At 68.2% G+C, this 19426-nt stretch carries 17 protein-coding genes and 1 pseudogene; 11 read left to right on the top strand and 7 right to left on the bottom strand.

Features of this window, described 5'->3' with window-relative positions; all coding sequences use genetic code 11:
• The first annotated feature begins 178 nt into the window (after positions 1 to 178).
• The gene (locus tag RIC54_RS12975) at positions 179 to 472 is read left to right on the top strand and encodes a GIY-YIG nuclease family protein (RefSeq protein WP_350092331.1); all 294 of its coding nucleotides are present in this window, start codon (positions 179 to 181) and stop codon (positions 470 to 472) included.
• Between the two features lie 108 nt (positions 473 to 580).
• Here the strand turns inward: RIC54_RS12975 and RIC54_RS12980 are convergent, their stop codons facing one another.
• The 3 genes from RIC54_RS12980 to fsa are packed head-to-tail and all read right to left on the bottom strand — an operon-like array spanning position 581 to position 2939.
• Positions 581 to 1552 carry a tyrosine recombinase XerC gene (locus RIC54_RS12980; protein WP_350092334.1) on the bottom strand — a complete coding sequence of 324 codons (972 nt, stop codon included), beginning with the start codon at positions 1550 to 1552 and terminating at the stop codon, positions 581 to 583.
• Entirely contained in the window at positions 1531 to 2268 is a 738-nt protein-coding gene (locus tag RIC54_RS12985; RefSeq protein ID WP_350092336.1) for a DUF484 family protein, read from the bottom strand. Before RIC54_RS12985 ends, RIC54_RS12980 begins: the two co-directional genes overlap by 22 nt.
• Positions 2265 to 2939, bottom strand: coding sequence for a fructose-6-phosphate aldolase (gene fsa / locus RIC54_RS12990; protein ID WP_350151083.1), 675 nt, complete (start codon positions 2937 to 2939; stop codon positions 2265 to 2267). The genes RIC54_RS12985 and fsa overlap by 4 nt, the downstream gene beginning before the upstream one ends.
• A gap of 198 nt (positions 2940 to 3137) precedes the next feature.
• On the opposite strand from fsa, the gene RIC54_RS12995 reads away from it, so the two are divergent.
• The 10 genes and pseudogenes from RIC54_RS12995 to RIC54_RS13040 all read left to right on the top strand — a co-directional run bounded on the left by RIC54_RS12995 (position 3138) and on the right by RIC54_RS13040 (position 14949).
• Positions 3138 to 5339: a primosomal protein N' gene (locus RIC54_RS12995; RefSeq protein WP_350090811.1), complete on the top strand. Its 2202-nt coding sequence runs from the start codon at positions 3138 to 3140 to the stop codon at positions 5337 to 5339.
• A 40-nt stretch (positions 5340 to 5379) separates the two neighbouring features.
• Positions 5380 to 5892 (top strand): GNAT family N-acetyltransferase, encoded by a 513-nt coding sequence (locus RIC54_RS13000; RefSeq protein WP_350090814.1) that lies wholly within the window; start codon positions 5380 to 5382, stop codon positions 5890 to 5892.
• 204 nt (positions 5893 to 6096) lie between these two features.
• Entirely contained in the window at positions 6097 to 6648 is a 552-nt protein-coding gene (locus RIC54_RS13005) for a F0F1 ATP synthase subunit delta (RefSeq protein WP_350090818.1), read from the top strand.
• Complete coding sequence (atpA, locus tag RIC54_RS13010; RefSeq protein ID WP_350151086.1) at positions 6648 to 8183, top strand: F0F1 ATP synthase subunit alpha; 1536 nt, start codon at positions 6648 to 6650, stop codon at positions 8181 to 8183. Before RIC54_RS13005 ends, atpA begins: the two co-directional genes overlap by 1 nt.
• A 79-nt stretch (positions 8184 to 8262) precedes the next feature.
• Positions 8263 to 9144: pseudogene (locus tag RIC54_RS13015) on the top strand (F0F1 ATP synthase subunit gamma).
• Positions 9145 to 9192: 48 nt separating this feature from the next.
• Positions 9193 to 10617, top strand: coding sequence for a F0F1 ATP synthase subunit beta (gene atpD, locus RIC54_RS13020; RefSeq protein ID WP_350090827.1), 1425 nt, complete (start codon positions 9193 to 9195; stop codon positions 10615 to 10617).
• A gap of 55 nt (positions 10618 to 10672) precedes the next feature.
• A complete protein-coding gene (locus tag RIC54_RS13025) occupies positions 10673 to 11086 on the top strand; it encodes a F0F1 ATP synthase subunit epsilon (RefSeq protein ID WP_007668260.1) in 414 nt (137 codons plus the stop codon).
• A 129-nt stretch (positions 11087 to 11215) separates the two neighbouring features.
• Positions 11216 to 14392 carry an intermembrane phospholipid transport protein YdbH family protein gene (locus tag RIC54_RS13030; protein ID WP_350090831.1) on the top strand — a complete coding sequence of 1059 codons (3177 nt, stop codon included), beginning with the start codon at positions 11216 to 11218 and terminating at the stop codon, positions 14390 to 14392.
• A complete protein-coding gene (locus tag RIC54_RS13035) occupies positions 14385 to 14588 on the top strand; it encodes a YnbE family lipoprotein (protein WP_350090834.1) in 204 nt (67 codons plus the stop codon). Before RIC54_RS13030 ends, RIC54_RS13035 begins: the two co-directional genes overlap by 8 nt.
• A gap of 10 nt (positions 14589 to 14598) precedes the next feature.
• On the top strand, positions 14599 to 14949 hold the full coding sequence (locus tag RIC54_RS13040; protein WP_350090837.1) for a YdbL family probable chaperone protein: 351 nt from the start codon (positions 14599 to 14601) through the stop codon (positions 14947 to 14949).
• Between the two features lie 16 nt (positions 14950 to 14965).
• On the opposite strand, the gene RIC54_RS13045 is transcribed toward RIC54_RS13040, so the two are convergent.
• The 4 genes from RIC54_RS13045 to RIC54_RS13060 are packed head-to-tail and all read right to left on the bottom strand — an operon-like array spanning position 14966 to position 19426.
• Positions 14966 to 16222, bottom strand: a complete 1257-nt coding sequence (locus RIC54_RS13045) for a hypothetical protein (RefSeq protein ID WP_350090840.1) — start codon at positions 16220 to 16222, stop codon at positions 14966 to 14968.
• 49 nt (positions 16223 to 16271) lie between these two features.
• Positions 16272 to 16784 (bottom strand): RNA pyrophosphohydrolase, encoded by a 513-nt coding sequence (locus tag RIC54_RS13050; RefSeq protein ID WP_350090843.1) that lies wholly within the window; start codon positions 16782 to 16784, stop codon positions 16272 to 16274.
• Positions 16785 to 16788: 4 nt separating this feature from the next.
• Positions 16789 to 18051, bottom strand: a complete 1263-nt coding sequence (locus RIC54_RS13055) for a divergent polysaccharide deacetylase family protein (protein ID WP_350090846.1) — start codon at positions 18049 to 18051, stop codon at positions 16789 to 16791.
• Between the two features lie 16 nt (positions 18052 to 18067).
• Positions 18068 to 19426, bottom strand: a complete 1359-nt coding sequence (locus RIC54_RS13060; RefSeq protein WP_350090849.1) for a S41 family peptidase — start codon at positions 19424 to 19426, stop codon at positions 18068 to 18070.

Below are 19426 nucleotides of genomic sequence, written 5' to 3' on the forward strand. Positions count from 1 at the left end.
GTTGGCGTCGACGCATCGGGTGGCCCCCGGGTCGCGCTGCGCTTGCCCGGGGTGACGGCCGAGGGGGAGGAGTGTCCCGCCCAACGGTCGTCATCCCGGACCGGACCGGCGCCAGCGGGACGGAGCCGGGATCCCGCGGGCGACGGGCTTTGGCCCTCGCCCTGCCATAGACCGCCTTATGCTGCGCCCGTGCGTCTACCTGCTGGCTTCCCATCGTCACGGCACGCTGTATGTCGGCGTGACCGGCGATCTCGCCTGCCGGGTCTGGATGCACCGTCAGGCGCGTTCCGGGTTCAGTGCGCGTTACCGGACCGACCGGCTGGTCTGGTATCGGTCGGAGCCGGACATGCTCGCCGCGATCCGGCAGGAGAAACGCCCGAAACGCTGGCGGCGCGCGTGGAAGATCGCACTGATCGAGGCGGCTAATCCGGCGTGGCGCGACCTGTACTCCGAATTGGTCGACGCTCCGTGACGCCCGTGCTGCGGGTGCCCCCGGGTCGCGCTGCGCTTGCCGGCGTGACGGCGTATAACGGTGACGGGCCGAACAGCCATACGGTGACGGATGCCGGAGCGTTCCGCCTTAGCGGCTCCGGTCCCTCGGGTGGGCCGAGCGGTGGACGTCGAGCAGCCGGGCGGCGTCGACCTCGGTGTAGCGCTGGGTGGTCGACAGCGAGGCGTGGCCCAGCAGTTCCTGGATCGCCCGCAGGTCGCCGCCGCCGGCCAGCAGATGGGTGGCGAACGAGTGGCGCAGGGCGTGCGGCGTGGCGGTCTCCGGCAAGCCGAGCCAGCCGCGCAGGGTCTGGATCGACTGCTGGACCCGGCGGGCGCCGAGCCGGCCGCCGCGAACCCCGACGAACAGCGGGTCGTCCGGGCCGAGGCGGTAGGGGCAGCGCTCCAGGTAGTCGGTGACCGCGCGGCGCACCACCGGCAGTACCGGCACCATCCGGGCCTTGCCGCCCTTGCCGGTGATGGTCAAGGTATCGCCCAGCGGGACCACGCGCCGGTTCAGGTCAAGGGCTTCGCCGACCCGCAGGCCGCAGCCGTACAACAGGGTCAGCACCGCGGAATCGCGGGCGGCGATCCATGGCTCGTCGGTCAGTTCGCCCACGCTCTCAAGGGCATCGCGAGCCTCCTCGACCGTCAGCGCCTTCGGGATCGACCGCGGCACCCGCGGCCCGCGCACCACGCCGACCGCGGCGTTGCTGGCCAGGCCGCGGCGTTCCAGGAACCGGAAGAAACCGCGGATCGTCGACAGCGCCCGGGCGGTCGAACTCTTTTCCAGCCCCTCGCCGGCCCGCCGGGCCAGCCATGCCCGGAAATCGGCCGGCTGCAGTGTGCCGAGCGAGCTCAGGTCGACGGTATCGCCGAGATGGCCGGCCAGGAAGCTCACGAAGCCGCCGAGGTCCCGGACGTAGGCGGCCAGGGTGTGCGGCGACACCCGTTTCTCGGACTTCAGCCATTCGCGCCAGTCGGCGATGGCGCCGGCCAGACCGGCATCGACCGGTGTGGTCGCCGGGTCGAGCGGATCGCTCAGCCGGGCAGGTGCAGCCACTGCCGGATCATGATTTCGAGCGACCGGGCCAGGAAGCCGAGCAGCTCGGTGCCCTGGCCGGCGATGAAGCCGTCCGGCCGGCGCGAGCCGAGGGCCAGAAGTCCGACCGGCGCCTGGGTGGAGGCGCGCAGCCGGGTCAGCGCCTGGCTGCGGACCAGCCCGGCCGCGGCGCCGAACAGTCGGGGATCGCCGGTGATGTTGCTGGTCAGCACCACGTCGCGCCCGCGCCCCAGGATGCCGTCGACCGCCCCTTCCGGCAGGGCGCGGATCCCGGCGGCGTAGGCCTTGGGGATCGGCACGTCGCCGGCCTCGACCCCGATGGTCACCGCGTCGACGTCGAGCTGGACGGCCAACTCGCTGGTGACCGTGTGGATCATGCTCTCGAACGACGGCGCGCGCAGGATCGCCAGCACCGCGTCGTGGACCCGAGACTGGATCGACTGGTTGGAACGCGCCGTGACCACCAGATAGTCCTGGGCGGTTTGCAGCTTGTCGTTCTCCGACTTCAGGCGCTGGACCATGGCGTGCTGGAAATCGATGACGTTGCCGGCCTCGCGGCGCGGCGGCGTCAGGATCTGCAACAGGTCCGGGTGCTCGACCAGGAAGTCCGGGTGATCCTTCAGGTAGTCGACCACCCGGTCGGCCGTCAGGTCCTTCAGGTCGCCCGGCGCCTTGCCGCTGCCCTTGGCACTCTTGGCCGGAACCTTGTCGGTCATGCGGTGTCGGTCTCCGGTCCCAGGATCGACTGGCCAGTCTTGGCCCAGTCGGCCAGGAACGCCTCCAGCCCCTTGTCGGTCAGCGGGTGCTTGTACATCTGGCGCAGCACCGCCGGCGGCAGGGTGACCACGTCGGCGCCCAGCTTGGCGGCCTCGATCACGTGCTGCGGGCCGCGCACCGAGGCGACCAGGACAGCCGTCTTGAAATCGTAGGCGCTGTAGATCTCGACGATGTCGGCGATCAGGTCCATGCCGACCGCGCCGATGTCGTCGAGCCGGCCGACGAACGGCGAGATGAAGGCGGCGCCCGCCTTGGCGGCCAGCAGCGCCTGGGCGGCGGAGAAGCACAGCGTGACGTTCACGGGGGTGCCGGCGTCGGACAGCGTCTTGCAGGTCTTCAGGCCGTCGACCGTCAGCGGCACCTTGACCGCGACGTTCTTGGCGATCGAGGCGAGGTAGCGGCCTTCGCGCAGCATGGTGGCGTAGTCGGTCGCCGTGACCTCGGCCGAGATCGGACCTGGCACCGCGTCGCAGATCTCGGCGATGACCTCGGCCATCGGCCGGCCGGACTTGGCGATCAGCGACGGGTTGGTGGTCACGCCGTCGACCAGGCCGGTGCTTGCCAGATCGCGGATCTCCGCCACATCGGCGGTATCGATGAAGAACTTCATGGCCGCTTCGTCTCCACTCGTGGAAGGCCGGAGCCCTACGCGAATCGATTGGGGGAGTCTACCCCATCCCCAAGGCACCGGCCAGCCGCCGGCCCCGGGGTGCTGCGGACCGACTGCCGCATTGTCGCTCGGCCCTTCGACCGGCACACTCGCCGCCGATTCACGGTTTGCGACGATTCGAGAGAGAGACCGACCCGAGTGGACGACCTCCTGCCCCTGGATGCGCCCTACGACCGGGTCAGCGTGCTGCTGCCCCTGCCGCTGGACGGGCCTTACGATTACAGGGCCGATCCGGCCCTGGGGCTCGGCCGTGGTGCGGTGGTCGAGGTTCCCTTAGGCAAACGCCGGATGACCGGCGTGGTTCTCGGCCCCGGTGGCGACGACGTCGCCGAGGAGCGGCTGCGCGGCGTGATCCGGGCCTTTGACGTGCCGCCGATCCCCGACAGCGTGCTCGATCTGGTCGACTGGGTGGCGGCCTGGACCCTGGCGCCGCGCGGCTCGGTGCTGCGCATGGCGATCAGCTCGCCGGGTGCGCTGGAGCCGCCGCCGACGAGCGTGGTGCTGACCGGCGTGCCGGAGGCCGCCTGGCCGCCGAGCACCCGGATGACCCCGGCGCGCCGCCGGGTCCTGGCGGCGCTGAGCGACGGCCCGGCGCTGGAGCCGAAGGATCTGGCGCGCGAGGCGGCGGTCGGTCCGTCCGTGATCAAGTCAATGGCCGACGCCGGGCTGCTGGATCGCCACGAACTGGCTCCGCCGCCGCCGTTCAAGACGCCGGACCCGGATCGCCCCGGCCATCCGCTGACCGCCGAGCAGGAGATTGCCGCCGACGCCCTGCGCCGGGCGGTCACGGCGGGGGCGTTCAGCGTGGCCGCCCTCGACGGCGTGACCGGATCGGGCAAGACCGAAGTGTACTTCGAGGCGATCGCCACCGCGCTGGCCGCCGGCCGGCAGGCCCTGGTGCTGCTGCCGGAGATCGCCCTGTCGGCGCAGTGGCTGGAACGGTTCGAGGCGCGGTTCGGCGTCCAGCCGGCGGTCTGGCACTCCGATCTGAAGCCAAAGGTCCGGCGCGAGACCTGGCGGGCGGTCGCCGAAGGCACGGCCAGGGTTCTGGTCGGCGCGCGTTCCGCCCTGTTCCTGCCGTTCCGCGAGCTGGGTCTGATCGTGGTCGATGAAGAGCACGAGCCGGCCTACAAGCAGGAGGACGGTGTCGCCTACCAGGCCCGCGACATGGCGGTGGTCCGAGCCCGGCTGGAAGAAATGCCGGTCGCCCTGATCTCGGCGACGCCGAGCCTGGAGACCCTGGAGAACGTCCGCGGCGGTCGTTACCAGGGGCTGCACCTGGCGGCCCGGCCGGGGTCGGCCACCCTGCCGTCGGTCGAGATGATCGACCTGCGCCGCGACCGGCCCGACCGTGGCCGTTTCCTGGCGCCCGGCATGGTCCGGGCGGTCGAGCAGACCCTGGCCGACGGCGAGCAGGTGCTGCTGTTCCTGAACCGCCGAGGCTACGCGCCGCTGACCCTGTGCCGGGGCTGCGGGCACCGCCTGGAATGCCCCAACTGCACGGCGTGGCTGGTCGAGCATCGACTGCTCGGCAAGCTGCAGTGCCACCACTGCGGCTTTTCCGGCCGGTTGCCACGGCAGTGCCCGTCCTGCGAGGCCGAGGACAGTTTCGTGGCCAGCGGCCCCGGCGTGGAACGGCTGGCTGAGGAGGTGCTGAGCCGGTTTCCCGACGCCCGCTTCCAGATAGCCTCGTCCGATACCATCGTCGGTCCGGACCAGGCGGCCGAGTTCGTGCGGGCGGTGAATTCCCGCGAAGTCGACGTCATCGTCGGAACCCAGATCGTCGCCAAGGGCCATCATTTTCCCTGGCTGACCCTGGTCGGGGTGGTCGACGCCGACCTCGGCCTGGCCGGCGGCGACCTGCGGGCCGGCGAGCGCACCTACCAGATGCTGCACCAGGTAGCCGGCCGGGCCGGTCGGGCCGATCGGCCGGGGCGGGTGCTGATGCAGACCCACGTGCCGGAGAACCCGGTGATGGCGGCCCTGGCGGCGGGCGACCGCGAGCGCTTCCTGGACTACGAGACCGAGCAACGCCGCGAGGCAGGGATGCCGCCATTCGGTCGGCTGGCCGGGCTGGTGGTTTCCGCCCCCGACCCGCAGCGCGCCGATGCCGCCGCCCGCGCCATCGCCCGCGCTGCTCCCCGGCTCGACGGGGTGACGGTGCTGGGCCCGGCGCCGGCGCCGCTTGCCCTGCTGCGCGGCCGGCACCGCCGCCGGCTGCTGGTCAAGGCGCGCAAGGAGATCAACCTGCAGCGCGTCCTGCGCGACTGGCTGGCGCCGATCCGTCTGGAGAACGCCGTGCGGCTGTCGATCGACGTCGATCCTTACAGCTTCATGTGACGTTTCGACCCACCGCGCGCTCCGCTACGATGGTCGGACCATGACCACGACCACACTGCGCCCATTCGAGCCCACTGATCTTGAGGCCACCGTCGCCATGCAGTGCCGCGCGGTCGATCTGCTTGGCCGCAGCCACTATTCGGATGAAGAGACCGCCCTGCTGATCGCGGCATCCCGAGAGCCGGACTACGCCGAGGCGCTGCTCGGCAACGATCTCTGGGTGGCGGTTGGTCAGGATGGTGCGATCGTCGGGTCTGCCGGTTGGGGGACGGTGATGGAGGCACCCGGATCCGCTCCGCCGCGCGGCCGGGTCCGCAAGGTGTTCGTGGAGCCGGCGCTGGCCGGGCAAGGCCTGGGCCGTGTCCTGGTCGAAGCGGCGCAGGCGCGCGCCGCGGCGGCGGGCTGCCGCGGCTTCGTGGTGCGGGCCAACCTGAACGCCGTGGCGTTCTATCAGCGGCTCGGATACCAGGTGACCCGGGCCGGCAGCTTGACGGTCGGCGGCCGGTCACTGCCGATGACGATGATGGAAAAGCCGGTCGAAAGCTGCGTTTAGCGACACAATGGCACGGCTGCGCACACCGAAGCCGTGGGCCGCTTGCACCCCCCATACCCGTGTGCTAGTTAGGCGCCGCGCCGCGGGGGGAGGCCCCTCCGGGAGGTCTTTGCGCGGCGGCTTCACCAACCACGCGGCCTGCTGGCGTGGTCTCGCTTCTGGCGGGAACTGTCGGCACCAATCGAAACGAAGGGGCGTTTCCTCGTGGCATCGGAAACCCAAGGACTTGCCGCTCGATATGCGCTGGCTCTGTATGAGCTGGCCGACGAGGGTAAAGCTCTGGACGACGTCGCCTCGGACCTGACCGCGGTGCGGCAGCTTCTGAGCGACAGCCCGGAGTTCCTGCGCTTGATTCGTTCGCCGGTTCTGACCCGCGACGAACAGAGCAAGGGCGTGCTTGCCGTCATGAACAAGGCCGGAGCGCACGCGCTCACCGCCAAGTTCGTCGGCGTGCTGGCGACCAACCGCCGTCTGTTCGCCCTGCCGCAGATGATTGAGGCCTACCTGTCGGAACTGGCCCGTCGCCGCGGCGAAGTCGCCGCCGAGGTTACTTCCGCGGTTTCACTTTCCGATCCGGAAATCGAATCCGTCACCGAGGCGCTTCGCAAGGTGGTCGGCCAGAAGGTTTCCGTTGCTCTCACCGTCGATCCGTCGTTGATCGGCGGCCTTATCGTGCGCGTCGGCTCGCGCATGATCGACAGTTCGCTCCGTACCAAGCTGCAGCGTCTGCAGCTCGCCATGAAAGGGATTGGCTGATGGACATCCGCGCCGCCGAAATTTCCGGCATCCTCAAGGAGCAAATCGCCAATTTCGGAGCCGAGGCGGAAGTCGCCGAGGTCGGACAGGTGCTCTCCGTCGGTGACGGAATTGCACGTGTCTACGGGCTGGACCAGGTCCAGGCCGGCGAAATGGTGGAATTCCCCGGTGGGGTCCGCGGCATGGCGCTGAACCTCGAGACCGACAACGTCGGTATCGTGATCTTCGGCGACGACCGCAACATCAAGGAAGGCGATACCGTCAAGCGCACCGGCGCGATCGTTGACGTGCCTGTCGGCCGCGGCCTGCTCGGCCGTGTGGTCGACGGTCTCGGCAATCCGATCGACGGCAAGGGCCCACTCCAGAACGTCGAGCGCAAGCGCGTCGAGGTCAAGGCGCCGGGCATCATGCCGCGCAAGTCGGTGCACGAGCCGATGCAGACCGGCCTGAAGGCGATCGACAGCCTGATCCCGATCGGCCGCGGCCAGCGCGAGCTGATCATCGGTGACCGCCAGACCGGTAAGACCGCGATCGCGATCGACGCCTTCATCAATCAGAAGTCGGTGAACGACGCGGCCGGCGACGACGACAGCAAGAAGCTGTTCTGCATCTATGTCGCGATCGGCCAGAAGCGCTCCACGGTCGCCCAGATCGTGAAGACGCTGGAAGATTACGGCGCGCTCGAGTACTCGATCGTGATCGCCGCCACCGCCTCCGATCCAGCGCCGCTGCAGTTCCTGGCGCCGTACACCGGCTGTGCGATGGGCGAGTTTTTCCGCGACAACGCCATGCACGCGGTGATCGTGTATGACGATCTGTCCAAGCAGGCGGTCGCCTACCGGCAGATGTCGCTGCTGCTGCGCCGTCCCCCGGGGCGGGAGGCGTATCCGGGCGACGTGTTCTACCTGCACTCCCGTCTGCTGGAGCGCGCGGCGAAGATGAACGACGCCAACGGCGCCGGTTCGCTGACCGCTCTGCCGGTCATCGAGACCCAGGCCGGTGACGTGTCGGCCTACATTCCGACCAACGTGATCTCGATCACCGACGGCCAGATCTTCCTGGAAACCGACCTGTTCTACCGCGGCATCCGCCCGGCGGTGAACGTCGGCCTGTCGGTCAGCCGCGTCGGCTCCGCCGCCCAGATCAAGGCGATGAAGCAGGTGGCCGGCCGCATCAAACTGGAACTGGCGCAGTACCGCGAGATGGCGGCGTTCGCACAGTTCGCGTCGGACCTCGACGCCGCGACCCAGCGTCTGCTGGCCCGCGGCTCGCGTCTGACCGAGCTGCTGAAGCAGGCGCAGTTCAGCCCGATGCCGGTCGAAGAGCAGGTGGTCTCGATCTTTGCCGGTGTGCGTGGCTATCTCGACAAGGTCGCGGTCGCCGATATCGGCCGGTTCGAGCAGCAGCTGCTGTCGGACATCAAGTCGAAGGCATCGGGCATCCTCGACGCGATCCGCGCCGAGAAGGCCCTGTCGGACGAGACCGAGGGCAAGCTGAAGGAGTTCATGGACTCCTTTGCGAAGACCTTCGCGTGATCCTGCGGCGCGCCTCAACCAGGCGCGCCGGACAGGACGCTCGACGGCCAACAGCGAACGGTAGGCAGCGGACGGTACGATGGCCAACCTCAAGGACCTGAAGATCCGGATCAAAAGCGTCAAGTCGACGCAGAAGATCACCTCGGCCATGAAGATGGTCGCGGCCGCCAAGCTGCGCCGGGCGCAGGAGGCGGCGGAAGCCGCTCGGCCCTACGCCCAGCGGATGGAGCGGATGATCGCGTCGCTCGGCGCCAAGGTCGGCTCCGCCGGCGGGCCGAAGCTGATTGCCGGTTCCGGCAAGGACGACGTGCACATGATCGTGGTGGCGACCGCCGACCGCGGCCTGTGCGGCGGCTTCAACTCCTCGATCGTCCGCGCCGCCCGGCGCCGGATCAGCGAGCTGGAGGGCGCCGGAAAGACCGTCAAGATCATGACCGTGGGCCGCAAGGCCCGCGACCAGCTGCGCCGCACCCACGGCACCAAGATCGTCAAGTCCCTGGAGAACATTGCGCGCACCGTGGTCGGCTTTGAACAGGCCGACAACATCGCCCGCGAGCTGATCCACGGCTTCGAGGCCGGCGAATTCGACGTCTGCACGATCTTCTTCAACCGCTTCAAGTCGGCGATGACCCAGATCGTCACCTCCCAGCAGCTGATCCCGGCGAAGCTGCCGGACGCTGAGGAGGAGACTGGCAGCGAACTGAAGGCGCTGTACGAGTACGAGCCGGACGAGGAGGGCATCCTGGCCGCCCTGCTGCCACGCAACGTTGCCACGCAGATCTACACCGCGCTTCTCGAGAACGCGGCGAGCGAGCACGGCGCGCGGATGACGGCGATGGACAGTGCCACCCGCAACGCCGGCGACATGAGCGATCGCTAGACCCTGGTCTAGAGCCGGACCCGTCAGGCCGTGATCACCAAGGAACTTATCGAGATCATTTCGGGCGCCGAGGCGCTCTGAGGCGCGACGCACACCTCCGCCGCCCCGCCCAAACGAGGAGCCTAGAGCATGGCGAACAACGCTACTGGCAAGATTACCCAGGTCATCGGCGCCGTCATCGACGTTAAGTTCGACGGCGAGCTGCCGGCGATCCTGAACGCGCTGCACACCAAGATCGGCGACAACCTGCTGGTTCTTGAGGTTGCGCAGCACCTTGGTGAGAACACCGTGCGCACCATCGCCATGGACTCCACCGAGGGCGCGGTTCGCGGCCAGTCGGTGTCCGACACCGGCGGCCCGATCACCGTGCCGGTCGGCCCGGAGACGCTGGGACGCATCCTGAACGTCATCGGCGACCCGGTCGACGAGCGGCCGCCGGTCGAAACCAAGCTGCGATTCCCGATCCACCGGCCGGCCCCGGCCTACATCGACCAGTCGACGGAATCCGAGATCCTGATCACGGGCATCAAGGTCATTGATCTGTTGGCACCGTACGCCAAGGGCGGCAAGATCGGCCTGTTCGGCGGCGCCGGCGTGGGCAAGACCGTGCTGATCATGGAATTGATCAACAACGTCGCGAAGGCCCACGGCGGCTACTCGGTGTTCGCCGGCGTCGGCGAGCGCACCCGCGAGGGCAACGACCTCTACCACGAGATGGTCGAGTCGGGCGTCATCGTGCCGGACGGACCGGGCTCCAAGGCCGCCCTGGTCTATGGCCAGATGAACGAGCCGCCGGGCGCGCGTGCCCGCGTCGGCCTGACCGGCCTGACCCTGGCCGAGTACTTCCGCGACGAGGAAGGCCAGGACGTGCTGTTCTTCGTCGACAACATCTTCCGCTTCACCCAGGCGGGCTCCGAGGTTTCGGCGCTTCTGGGCCGCATGCCGTCGGCGGTGGGCTATCAGCCGACCCTGGCGACCGACATGGGCGCCCTGCAGGAGCGGATCACGACCACCAAGAAGGGCTCGATCACCTCGGTGCAGGCGATCTACGTGCCGGCCGATGACTTGACCGACCCCGCGCCGGCAACGTCGTTCGCGCACTTGGACGCCACCACGGTGCTGTCGCGGCAGATCGCCGAGCTCGGCATCTACCCGGCGGTCGATCCGCTCGACTCGACCTCGCGTATGCTTGACCCGCGGGTCATCGGCGACGAGCACTACAACATCGCCCGCCGCGTCCAGGAGGTGCTGCAGCAGTACCGCTCGCTGCAGGACATCATCGCCATCCTGGGCATGGACGAGCTGTCGGAAGAGGACCGCCTGACGGTGGCCCGCGCCCGCAAGATCCAGCGCTTCCTGTCGCAGCCGTTCCACGTTGCCGAAATCTTCACCGGCAGCCCGGGCAAGCTGGTGTCGCTGGAAGACACCATCAAGGGCTTCAAGGCGATTGTCGAAGGCGAGTACGACGACCTGCCGGAATCGGCGTTCTACATGGTCGGCGGCATCGACGAGGCGGTCGAGAAGGCCCGCAAGATGGCCGCCGAGGCGGCCTGAGCGGATCAGCCGACGATCGGTGACCCGGGTGCGGTCGGTACAGAGGTAGGAAGCGATGGCGGAGACCACCAAGTTTGAACTCGTGTCGCCCGAACGGCTCGTGCTGTCGCGCGACGTGGAGATGGTCGTCGTTCCCGGCACCGAGGGTTACTTCGGCGTGCTGCCGCGGCATGCGCCGATGATCTCGACCCTGTCGGCCGGCGTGATCGACATCTACGAGGGCGGTGCCGTCGTCGATCGCATCTTTGTGGCCGGCGGTTTCGCCGAGGTGACGGAGACCCGCTGCACGGTACTGGCCGAGGAAGCGATGCCGCTGGGCGACGTCGACGTGGCGGCGACCGAGAAGTCGATCGCCGACGACCGCGACGTTCTCAAGGACACCACCGACGCGGTGGCCCGCGGCAAGCTTGAGGATCGGATCCGCAACCGCGAAGCGATGCTGGCGGCCAAACGGCGGCTCGCGGCGTGACGCCGAACCGGGCGGCTTCGGCTGCCTGACCGGACCCTGACCTGAGTTGAACGGCCGTCTGTTGGACGGCCGTTCGTCGTCTTGCCATACTCCACGCCGATTCGCAGCGGTAGTGGGGGAGTCCAGAGCGTGCGTTGGTTCGGCCGCGCGATCCTGATCCTGCTGGCAATCGTGGCGCTGTTGGCGCCGGCGCTCTGGATCGGCCGGGATGTGGTGCCGCCCCGGGTGGTCCGCTGGGCGGTCAACTACGCGGCCGGTACCGAGGTGCTGGACGACCTCGCGTTCCATGTCAGTGATCTGTCCCTGCATCACGTGACCGTCGACGCCGTGCGGGTGAACCGCAACGGCGCGCTCCGGGCCGATCAGGCCCGGCTTGAGTTTGAACCCAGGGAGCTGTTGCGCGGCGGGCTTCGCACCGTCGTACTGACGAACGCCCAACTCGATATCTCGGTTGGCCCGGACGGGACGCTCGGGTTTGGCAGCCTGGACCCGGCGATTGCGGCGTTCTCCGGCGGCGGAGCGACGGACGGACCGCCGGCCGTGCGCCGCCTGGAGCTTCGGGACGCCCGGATCGCCATGGCGGGTGCGGTGGCCGGGCGGCTGCACGTCGACGGTACCGTCGTGCCCGGAGCGGACGGTACCGCGGCGTCCCTGAACTGGCGAGCCGACGTACAGACCACCGAGGGTGTTCCTCTGGAACTGGCGGCCAACGGTACAGGCACCCTCAATCACTCGGCTGACGCCGCCCGGATCGTGCTTGCAATCGCCGATGGCGGAATGAAGCGCGGCGACCTGTTTGTCGACGGACTTCGTGGCACGGCCGCGGCCGAACTGTCCGATGGTGCGCTGTCGGAGGCGACGGTGGAACTGGCAGCGGACCGTGCGAGCGCCGGCAGCGCCGCGTTGCCTTCACCCTACGTGCACGTTCGCTACGACCGATCAGACGTCTCCGCGGTGGCCCGGCTCGGATCGGAAGCGGCGCCGGAAGTTACCGTCGCGGCGGTCGTCGATTCCACCACGATCAGCGGTCGCCGGTCGTTCCGGTTGGACGGCAGCGGCGACCTCGCCCGGGTCGACGCCTTGGCGGCAGCCTGGACCAACACCAAATCGCTTGGCCTGCAGGGCGCCGGACACTTCGAGATCACCGGCGGCGCGCCGGCCGATCTGGCCGATCCGGCAGAACTCTGGACCCGAACGGTCGCTTCTGGCGGCATCACCATCGACGTAACGAAGGGCGAACTGCCGGCCCCGCTTGCCGGGACCGGCCGGGCCACGGTTCGGCTGGCACTGGCTCTGGCCGCCGGCCGGTTGGCGGTCGAGACGGTCGAGCCGGTCACCGTCGACGCCACGCTGTCGACGGCACCGCCCGGACCGATGGGAGAGCTTCTGGGCGCCGGCCCGGTCGCCCTGGTGTTCGGAAGTCCGGCGGTTCCGTTTCGGATGCTCGTCGAGACGCCGTTCGGGGTCGGACGTGGCGGGTTGGAGGGGCCGGTCAAGCTGTCGGTCGCCCATGGCGGGACGGCAGGGCTGGTGCCCCGGTTGACCTTCCACCGGACCGGAGACGGCTGGCAGATCGACCGGATCACCGAGGCGACCCTGCAGGCCGCGGGGTTCCAGCTGAACGGCATTCGGATCGAACGGCTGGATGGCCGCGTTGATGGGGTGACCCTGTTGCCCGCAGGCCCGGACGGCGCGTTCGAACTGGAAGTCAGGGCGAGCGCGCCACAGCGCGGAATATCCGGGGCGGTGGTGAGCGCGCGTGGAGGCATCGTCTCGGACACCGAGGGAATTCGGGTCACACTGTCCGAGCCGGGTCGGCTGGCCGTCGGCGAAATGACAGCAGCGGCGATCGCACCGGTAAAGCAACTGTCGGCACGCATCCTGGCGGCGGACCGGCCCGTCCTGAGCCTGCCCGCCGACGGCGGACCGATCGATATTCGTATGCCGCTCAGCCTGCCGGCGCTGGTCGTCGAGTCGGCGGAGCCCGGCGCCTGGAGGATTGCTCTCGAACCGATGCGGGCGGTTGTCGACGGCATGATCGATCGTGAAGGGCGAGGCGGATTGCGGGCCCGCCTGTCGGGTGCAGCGGCGTCGGTTGCCCCGGCCGGTGTGACGCTTGAGGGCCTGTCGGCCGATCTGCGGTTGGCTCTTGCCGCGGAGGGAGCCGAATTGCAGCGTGTCGATGTCCGGGCGGATCGCATGGTCGACCAGGCCAGGCTTGCCCGCTTCACCCCGCTGTCGCTCGAAGGCTCCGCGCGCGGAGCCGGAACCGCGGCAACGCCCGACCGGCTGGCATTCCGCGTGACCGTGCGTGGGGCGGATGGTGCCTTCGTCGTGGATGCCGAGGGTCATCACGCTCCGGCTGCCGGGCGTGGTGCTGCGAAACTGACGCTGTTTCCGATCCGGTTCGTTCCCGGCGGCCTGCAGCCGGCCGATCTGTCGCCGGCTGCGGCAGCCTTGTTCCGGGGCGCTTCGGGCGAGGTATCGCTGGCCGGCCACGTGCGCTGGCCGGGCGAGGCGGTCCCGCCTGACGATCCACTGACCTTGACCCTGAAGGATCTGGGGTTCACCGGCTCGCTCGGCACCGTCACCGGCCTCGAAGGTGCTGTAGCGCTCAGCCGCATCGATCCGCCGATGACCCCGGCTGGACAGGTGCTGTCGGCCAAGGCGATCGATCTGGGGATCCCGATGGTGGCGCCGCGTGTCCGGTTCCGATTGGAGGCCGACAGCCTCCTACGCCTGGAGCGTGTTGAGTCGGGCTTCGCAGGCGGCCGGGTCACCGCCGAGGATGTGGCAGTTCCGCTGGGCGGCGGCCGTCCGGTGCCCATAGTCCTGGCGGTCGAGCGCGTTGACGCGGCGCGGCTGGCGGAGGCAATCGATCTGGACGGGCTGGCGGCGACCGGCACGCTGTCGGGCTGGCTGCCGCTGATCTGGGACCCGACCAGCGGCATCGCCATCCAGCAGGCCCGGCTGACCGCCGGCGAAGGTGGCGGATCCTTGCGCTATGCGCCTGGCGAGGATGCTGCCGCGTTGCAGGATCAGGGTGAGCAGGTTAGCCTGCTGCTCAAGGCGATTCGGAACTTTGTCTACGAATCCCTCGAGGTCGAGGCCGATGGCCGCCCGGGGGAGCCGTTCGACGTGAAACTGAGGCTGCGCGGTGCCAATCCCGACCTCTACGATGGATATCCGATCGCGCTCAACGTCACCCTTACCGGGGCGCTCGATCAATTGTTCGGCAATCTGCGACGCAGCCTGGGACTCACCGACGTCATCCGACGCAAGCTTGAGGCGTCCGGTGGTGGTTAATCCCGCTCGCCTGGGTGCGCTGATCCTGATTACCGGGGTCGCATTGGCGGTGGCGGCGTGCGAGCCGCGGGTACGGCTCGAGGCGCCGACGGAGCCGATAACCATCAACCTGAACATCAAGATCGAGCAGGAGGTCCGCATCAAGGTTGAGCGCGACCTCGAACAGCTCTTCAAGAGTGATTCGAAGATCTTCTGAGGAGGCGGCGATGCGGCTCGGACGACGGACCCTGATGACCGCGCTGTGTGGGATTGCGGCGTGCGCCGTGCTCGCGGTCGGCCCGGCGATGGCGCTCGACCTCGACGCCGCCAAGGCCCAGGGGTGGATTGGCGAGCGGCGCGACGGCTATATCGGGCTGGCGGTTGCTTCCGCGCCGGCCGAGGCGCGGGCCCTGGTCGATACGGTCAATGCCGAACGCCGCGCGGCGTATCAGAGCGTTGCCGAGCAGAACAGCGTTCCGCGCGATCAGGTCGAGGCACTGGCGGGTCAGAAACTGATCGGCCGCGCCGCGCCGGGAACCTTTGTCATGGACGCCGCGGGTCGCTGGATCCGCAAGTAGCCGCCGTCGGCCGACCCTACTGATCGGATTTCGGTTCGCGGGCCGGGGTGTCGGTCCGCGAAGCGGCTTGGCCGCCCGCCTTGGCTTCGCGCCCTTTCGTGACCCGCGACTGCAACTCGGCGTCGAGAGTCCCGTTCTCCCAACTGTGCATTTCGCTGACCATCTTCACCCGAGCCTGCTCGTAGCGCGAACCGGGTTTGACCAACTCATGGTCCGGGAACATTTCCCGCACGGGGATCCGAGGCGCATAGCCGGCAATCCGTTGCACGGCACGCTCCATGGCGCGGTCCCCGCCGATCGCGTCACGCGCGGCGTAGGCCCCGCGCCACATGGTTATCATGTCTTCCCAGCCATCCAGCCCGTAGCCGACGTCACGCCGCAGCCGGTCGAGCCGGTCGATGGCGTTCATGTTTCCGTCGAACATGTCCGCTAGCTTGCCCAGCAACTCGTTCAGCAGGCTGAGCCGCTCGTTGACGTAGGCGATGCACTCGTCCGCCGCCTCCAGGATCAGTCCGACCTGATGGTCGAGCTCTTCCCGGATCTGGTTCCGGTATCCGGAGAGTTCGGATCGGAACTGCAGAAGACGGGTGTGCTGGAGGTAGAGAAAGCCGTTGTTCTTCTCCTCGCCCTTGGTCGTCACATTCCCGAACGGCGTGATCATGCCGACCAGCGGGTCGAGGTAGCTCCGGGCGTCGACGACGGTGCAGTTCCCGCGCTCTGCGGCGAAGATCATCACCCGTTCGATCAGCAGGTCGAGATCGATCCGCGACCGGCCGGAGCCGCTGCCCATCAGTTCCATCAACGTCCGGGTGTTGGTTCGCGCCATCAGGGTGTCGCCGCGTGCGATTCCGGATTCCCGGGTCAGCTGGGCGATCAGCGACAGTCGCACCATGGCGCGATCCTCGTCGTCACGGGCGACGGCCTGCTTGGCGGCATCCATGATCGACGGGTCGCCGCTCAGCGCGGCATCCGCGGCAAGGCAGATCTCGCGTATCTTGATCGGGTCGAGGTCTCGGGTACTGCTTGTCGCCTGGACCTTCTCGTGGACCTGCAGGTCGCGCATGTCCAGGCTGCCCATCTGGGGAAGCTGTTCCCAGGGCACAACCACCAGTTCGCCACGCCGCGTGCCGGAATAGTTGGGGATCACCGCTTCCAGCAGCCGGTCTTCGCCGTGAAAATACTCACGCACCCGCGTGTGGGCGAAATCCTTGTGATGAAGGGGAACACTGGTCCCCCTCCTCTCGAAGGTTTGCGGCAGGTTGATCCCGCGCATACTCATCCCCCACTTGCACTGGCAATGAGTGTACGCCGCGACTGCCGGATTACAAAAGTCCGGGTTCGGACGTCTTGCGCGCCGCCTGACGCACGACCGGGCCGAGCTCCTGGACCACGGCCTGATAGATCGCGCGCTTGAACGGGACAATCAGCGAGACCAGTTCGTCGAGATCGACCCAGCGCCACGCGTCGAACTCCGGATGATCGGTCTCGATCCGGATGTCCTCGTCTTCTCCGAGAAACCGGCAGGCCAGCCATTTCTGCCTTTGGCCGCGCCAGCGGCCGCGCCACACTTTTCCGATCAGTTCGTCGGGCAGGTCGTAGGTCAGCCAGTCGGCAGTGGCGGCCTCGATGACCGCATTGCTGGTGCCGACTTCCTCGCCAAGTTCGCGCAGCGCCGCCACTTCCGGGGTTTCGCCGTCGTCTATCCCGCCCTGCGGCATCTGCCAGGCGTCCGGCGTGTCGATCCGCCTGCCGACAAACACCTTGCCGGCAGAATTGAAGAGCAGAACGCCGACGCAGGGTCGGTACGGCAATGAGTCTCGGTCGACCACGGGCACTCCTTCAGCGCAGACGCTGGCGATCGGCGATGGCGGATATCGGGGCTAGCGCGATGCCCTTGCCCTCCAGGGTCCCGGCCCAGCGGCTGAGCCGTTCAATGGTGACCGGCAGCGGGCGGGCGATGCCGACGGCGTAGCGCTGCTGCCGGGCCGTCGCCTCGAGGCTGGCCAAGGCCCGATCGATGGTGACGGCCGAAGGGGTCTGGTCGATGAACGTGTTGTTGAACGCGCGTGGCAATTGGATCGAGGACGCCAACTCGGTCGCGATGCTGCGCGACGAGGACCGGCTGTCGACGAACATCAGGCCGCGTTGCCGCAGGCCCTGAAGCACCGGCATCAGCGCGTCTTCCACCGTGGTGAACTGCGACCCCATCCAGGTCGTGACACCGACATAGCCGGGCGCGCGCCCGAGAATCCATTCCAGGCGGTTCAGGTTGTCGACCAGCGACAGCGAGGTCAGCAGGGTAGACGGCCCCGGATCGTCGCGCGGAAAATCCAGCGGCTCCATCGGCAGATCGAGCAGCGTCTCATGCCCGGCTTGGCGCGCTCGAGCCATCTGGGTCTCGATGTTCCGCACGTAGGGCGAGAAGCTCAGGCTGATGGCGCCAGGAAGCAAGGTTATCGCTTTTTCGGTGATGTCCTTCCCGAACCCCACTCCGATCATCACGACGGCGACCCGCGGGCGGGAGTCGTCCAGGTTGAAAGGTCGGGCGTAGGTCGACCAGGGCTGCCGGCCGTCGGGTCCGATGATCGGCAGTTTCGCTTCGTCCTTGGTTTCCAACAGCGTCGGATCGACGGCCGCAAGACGGACGCCGTCGAGCGACACCACTTCCGGCATCGGTGCCGGTCCTGCAGCTTCACCGGCGGGCCCTGTGGCCGTCGGGTCCGTGGCGGCCGTATTCTGGCCGTCCTTGTCGGCATGCGGGCCGGCGGCAACCGGCTGCCCGCCGTCAGAACTGTTCGGGGTCGGTGCTTCGCCCTCGGCCAGGATCGGCACGGTCAATTGCGGTCGGCGCAGGACCTGGCGCGATTCAGTTGTCTCGGCGTTGACCAGCAGCCAGCCGACAAGCGCACCGGTCCCGCCGATGACGGCAACGGCAAGCACGCCCGTGGCAATGCCAACCAGCAAACGGCCGATACGCCCGCCGGAAGCTGCCGCCGCACGCGGCTTCGCCGGAGCATCATCCAGTGGGTCGCCGCCGCCCTCCTGCTCGGCCGTCTTCGGTTGCCTCTTGAGGAAGGGAAGCCGGATCGAGGGCAGTTTCACGGTCGGCTTCGTTTCCTCAGTTCACCACGCGTGCTTGATAGAGGTAGATGCCGCGCAGAAGGTCGATTGCCCGGGCCAACTGATAATCCTCGATCTCGTTCGCCTGATCGGCATCGCTGCTGGCCGGCTCCTCGGTCGTCGCCGGGGCGGACGGTGCCGGAGCGGACGGCGTCGGGGCCGCCGAGTCGGGGTTTGCCAACGCGCCACGCAGATCGGCCTCGCGGCGGCCGCGTTGCTGGGACAGCTTCTCGATCTTGGCCGGCTCCACGATGATATCGGGCGAGATTCCCTTGCCCTGGATGGAACGGCCGGACGGCGTGTAGTACCGAGCCGTGGTCAGCCGCATGGCGCCGTGATCCTTCAGCGGAATGATGGTCTGGACCGATCCCTTGCCGAAGGACTGGGTGCCGAGAATGATGGCACGTCGATGATCCTGCAGGGCGCCGGCGACGATCTCCGACGCCGATGCCGAACCACCATTGATCAGAACCACGAGCGGCGCACCGTCCGTCAGATCGCCGGGTTCGGCGTTGGCACGGCTCGAGTTCTCCTCGATCCGGCCCCGCGTCGATACGATCTCACCGCGCTCCAGAAAGGAATCGGACACCGAGATCGCCTGATCGAGCAGGCCGCCCGGGTTGTTGCGCAGGTCGATGACATAGCCGTGCAGCTTGTCTCCGAGCTTGCTCTTGATGTCGGCGACCGCGTTCTGCAGTCCGGACGTCGACTGCTCGTTGAAGGTGGTGATCCGGATATAGCCGATATCGCCGATCGGACGATGACGGACCGAGCGGATGGTGATGATCGCCCGCTCGATGACGACGTCGAAGGCTTCCTGGGTGCCGCGACGGATCGTCAGCTTGATCTCCGAGCCGACCTTGCCGCGCATCTTCTCGACCGCCTCCGACAGCGACAGGCCGAGCACCGGTTCGCCGTTCAGATGGCTGACCAGGTCGCCGGGCTGCAGGCCGGCCTTGGCGGCCGGTGTGTCATCGATCGGCGACACCACCTTGATCAGGCCGTTCTCCATCGTGACTTCGATTCCGAGGCCGCCGAACTCGCCACGGGTCTGAACCTGCATGTCGCGGTAGTTCTTGGCATTCAGGAACGAAGAGTGCGGGTCCAGCGACGCCAGCATGCCGTTGATGGCCGCTTCGAAGAGCTTCTCCTCGCTGACTTCCTCGACGTAGCTTTCGCGGACGCGCTCGAACACCGTGCCGAACAGATTGATCTGCCTGTAGGTCTCCGAGGTGTTGGTCTGCGCGTCCAGGTGCCCGGCACCGGCGACGGTCAGGCCGCCCAGCAACACGACCACGGCGGCGGTAATTCCGGCGCGGCGCACGAACAGCCTGCGCACCAGGGGGAGGCGGGTCAT

The sequence above is a fragment of the Thalassobaculum sp. genome (assembly GCF_040219215.1).
Lineage (GTDB): Bacteria > Pseudomonadota > Alphaproteobacteria > Thalassobaculales > Thalassobaculaceae > Thalassobaculum_A.

What these genes read in the sequence shown, in the direction of transcription:
- RIC54_RS13000 (WP_350090814.1), top strand. Translation starts at nt 5,380, where the DNA reads ATGACCACGACCACACTGCGCCCATTCGAGCCCACTGATCTTGAGGCC.
- RIC54_RS13040 (WP_350090837.1), top strand. Translation starts at nt 14,599, where the DNA reads ATGCGGCTCGGACGACGGACCCTGATGACCGCGCTGTGTGGGATTGCG.
- RIC54_RS12985 (WP_350092336.1), bottom strand. Translation starts at nt 2,268, where the DNA reads ATGACCGACAAGGTTCCGGCCAAGAGTGCCAAGGGCAGCGGCAAGGCG.
- RIC54_RS13025 (WP_007668260.1), top strand. Translation starts at nt 10,673, where the DNA reads ATGGCGGAGACCACCAAGTTTGAACTCGTGTCGCCCGAACGGCTCGTG.
- atpD (WP_350090827.1), top strand. Translation starts at nt 9,193, where the DNA reads ATGGCGAACAACGCTACTGGCAAGATTACCCAGGTCATCGGCGCCGTC.
- RIC54_RS13060 (WP_350090849.1), bottom strand. Translation starts at nt 19,426, where the DNA reads ATGACCCGCCTCCCCCTGGTGCGCAGGCTGTTCGTGCGCCGCGCCGGA.
- fsa (WP_350151083.1), bottom strand. Translation starts at nt 2,939, where the DNA reads ATGAAGTTCTTCATCGATACCGCCGATGTGGCGGAGATCCGCGATCTG.
- RIC54_RS13045 (WP_350090840.1), bottom strand. Translation starts at nt 16,222, where the DNA reads ATGCGCGGGATCAACCTGCCGCAAACCTTCGAGAGGAGGGGGACCAGT.
- atpA (WP_350151086.1), top strand. Translation starts at nt 6,648, where the DNA reads ATGGACATCCGCGCCGCCGAAATTTCCGGCATCCTCAAGGAGCAAATC.
- RIC54_RS12975 (WP_350092331.1), top strand. Translation starts at nt 179, where the DNA reads ATGCTGCGCCCGTGCGTCTACCTGCTGGCTTCCCATCGTCACGGCACG.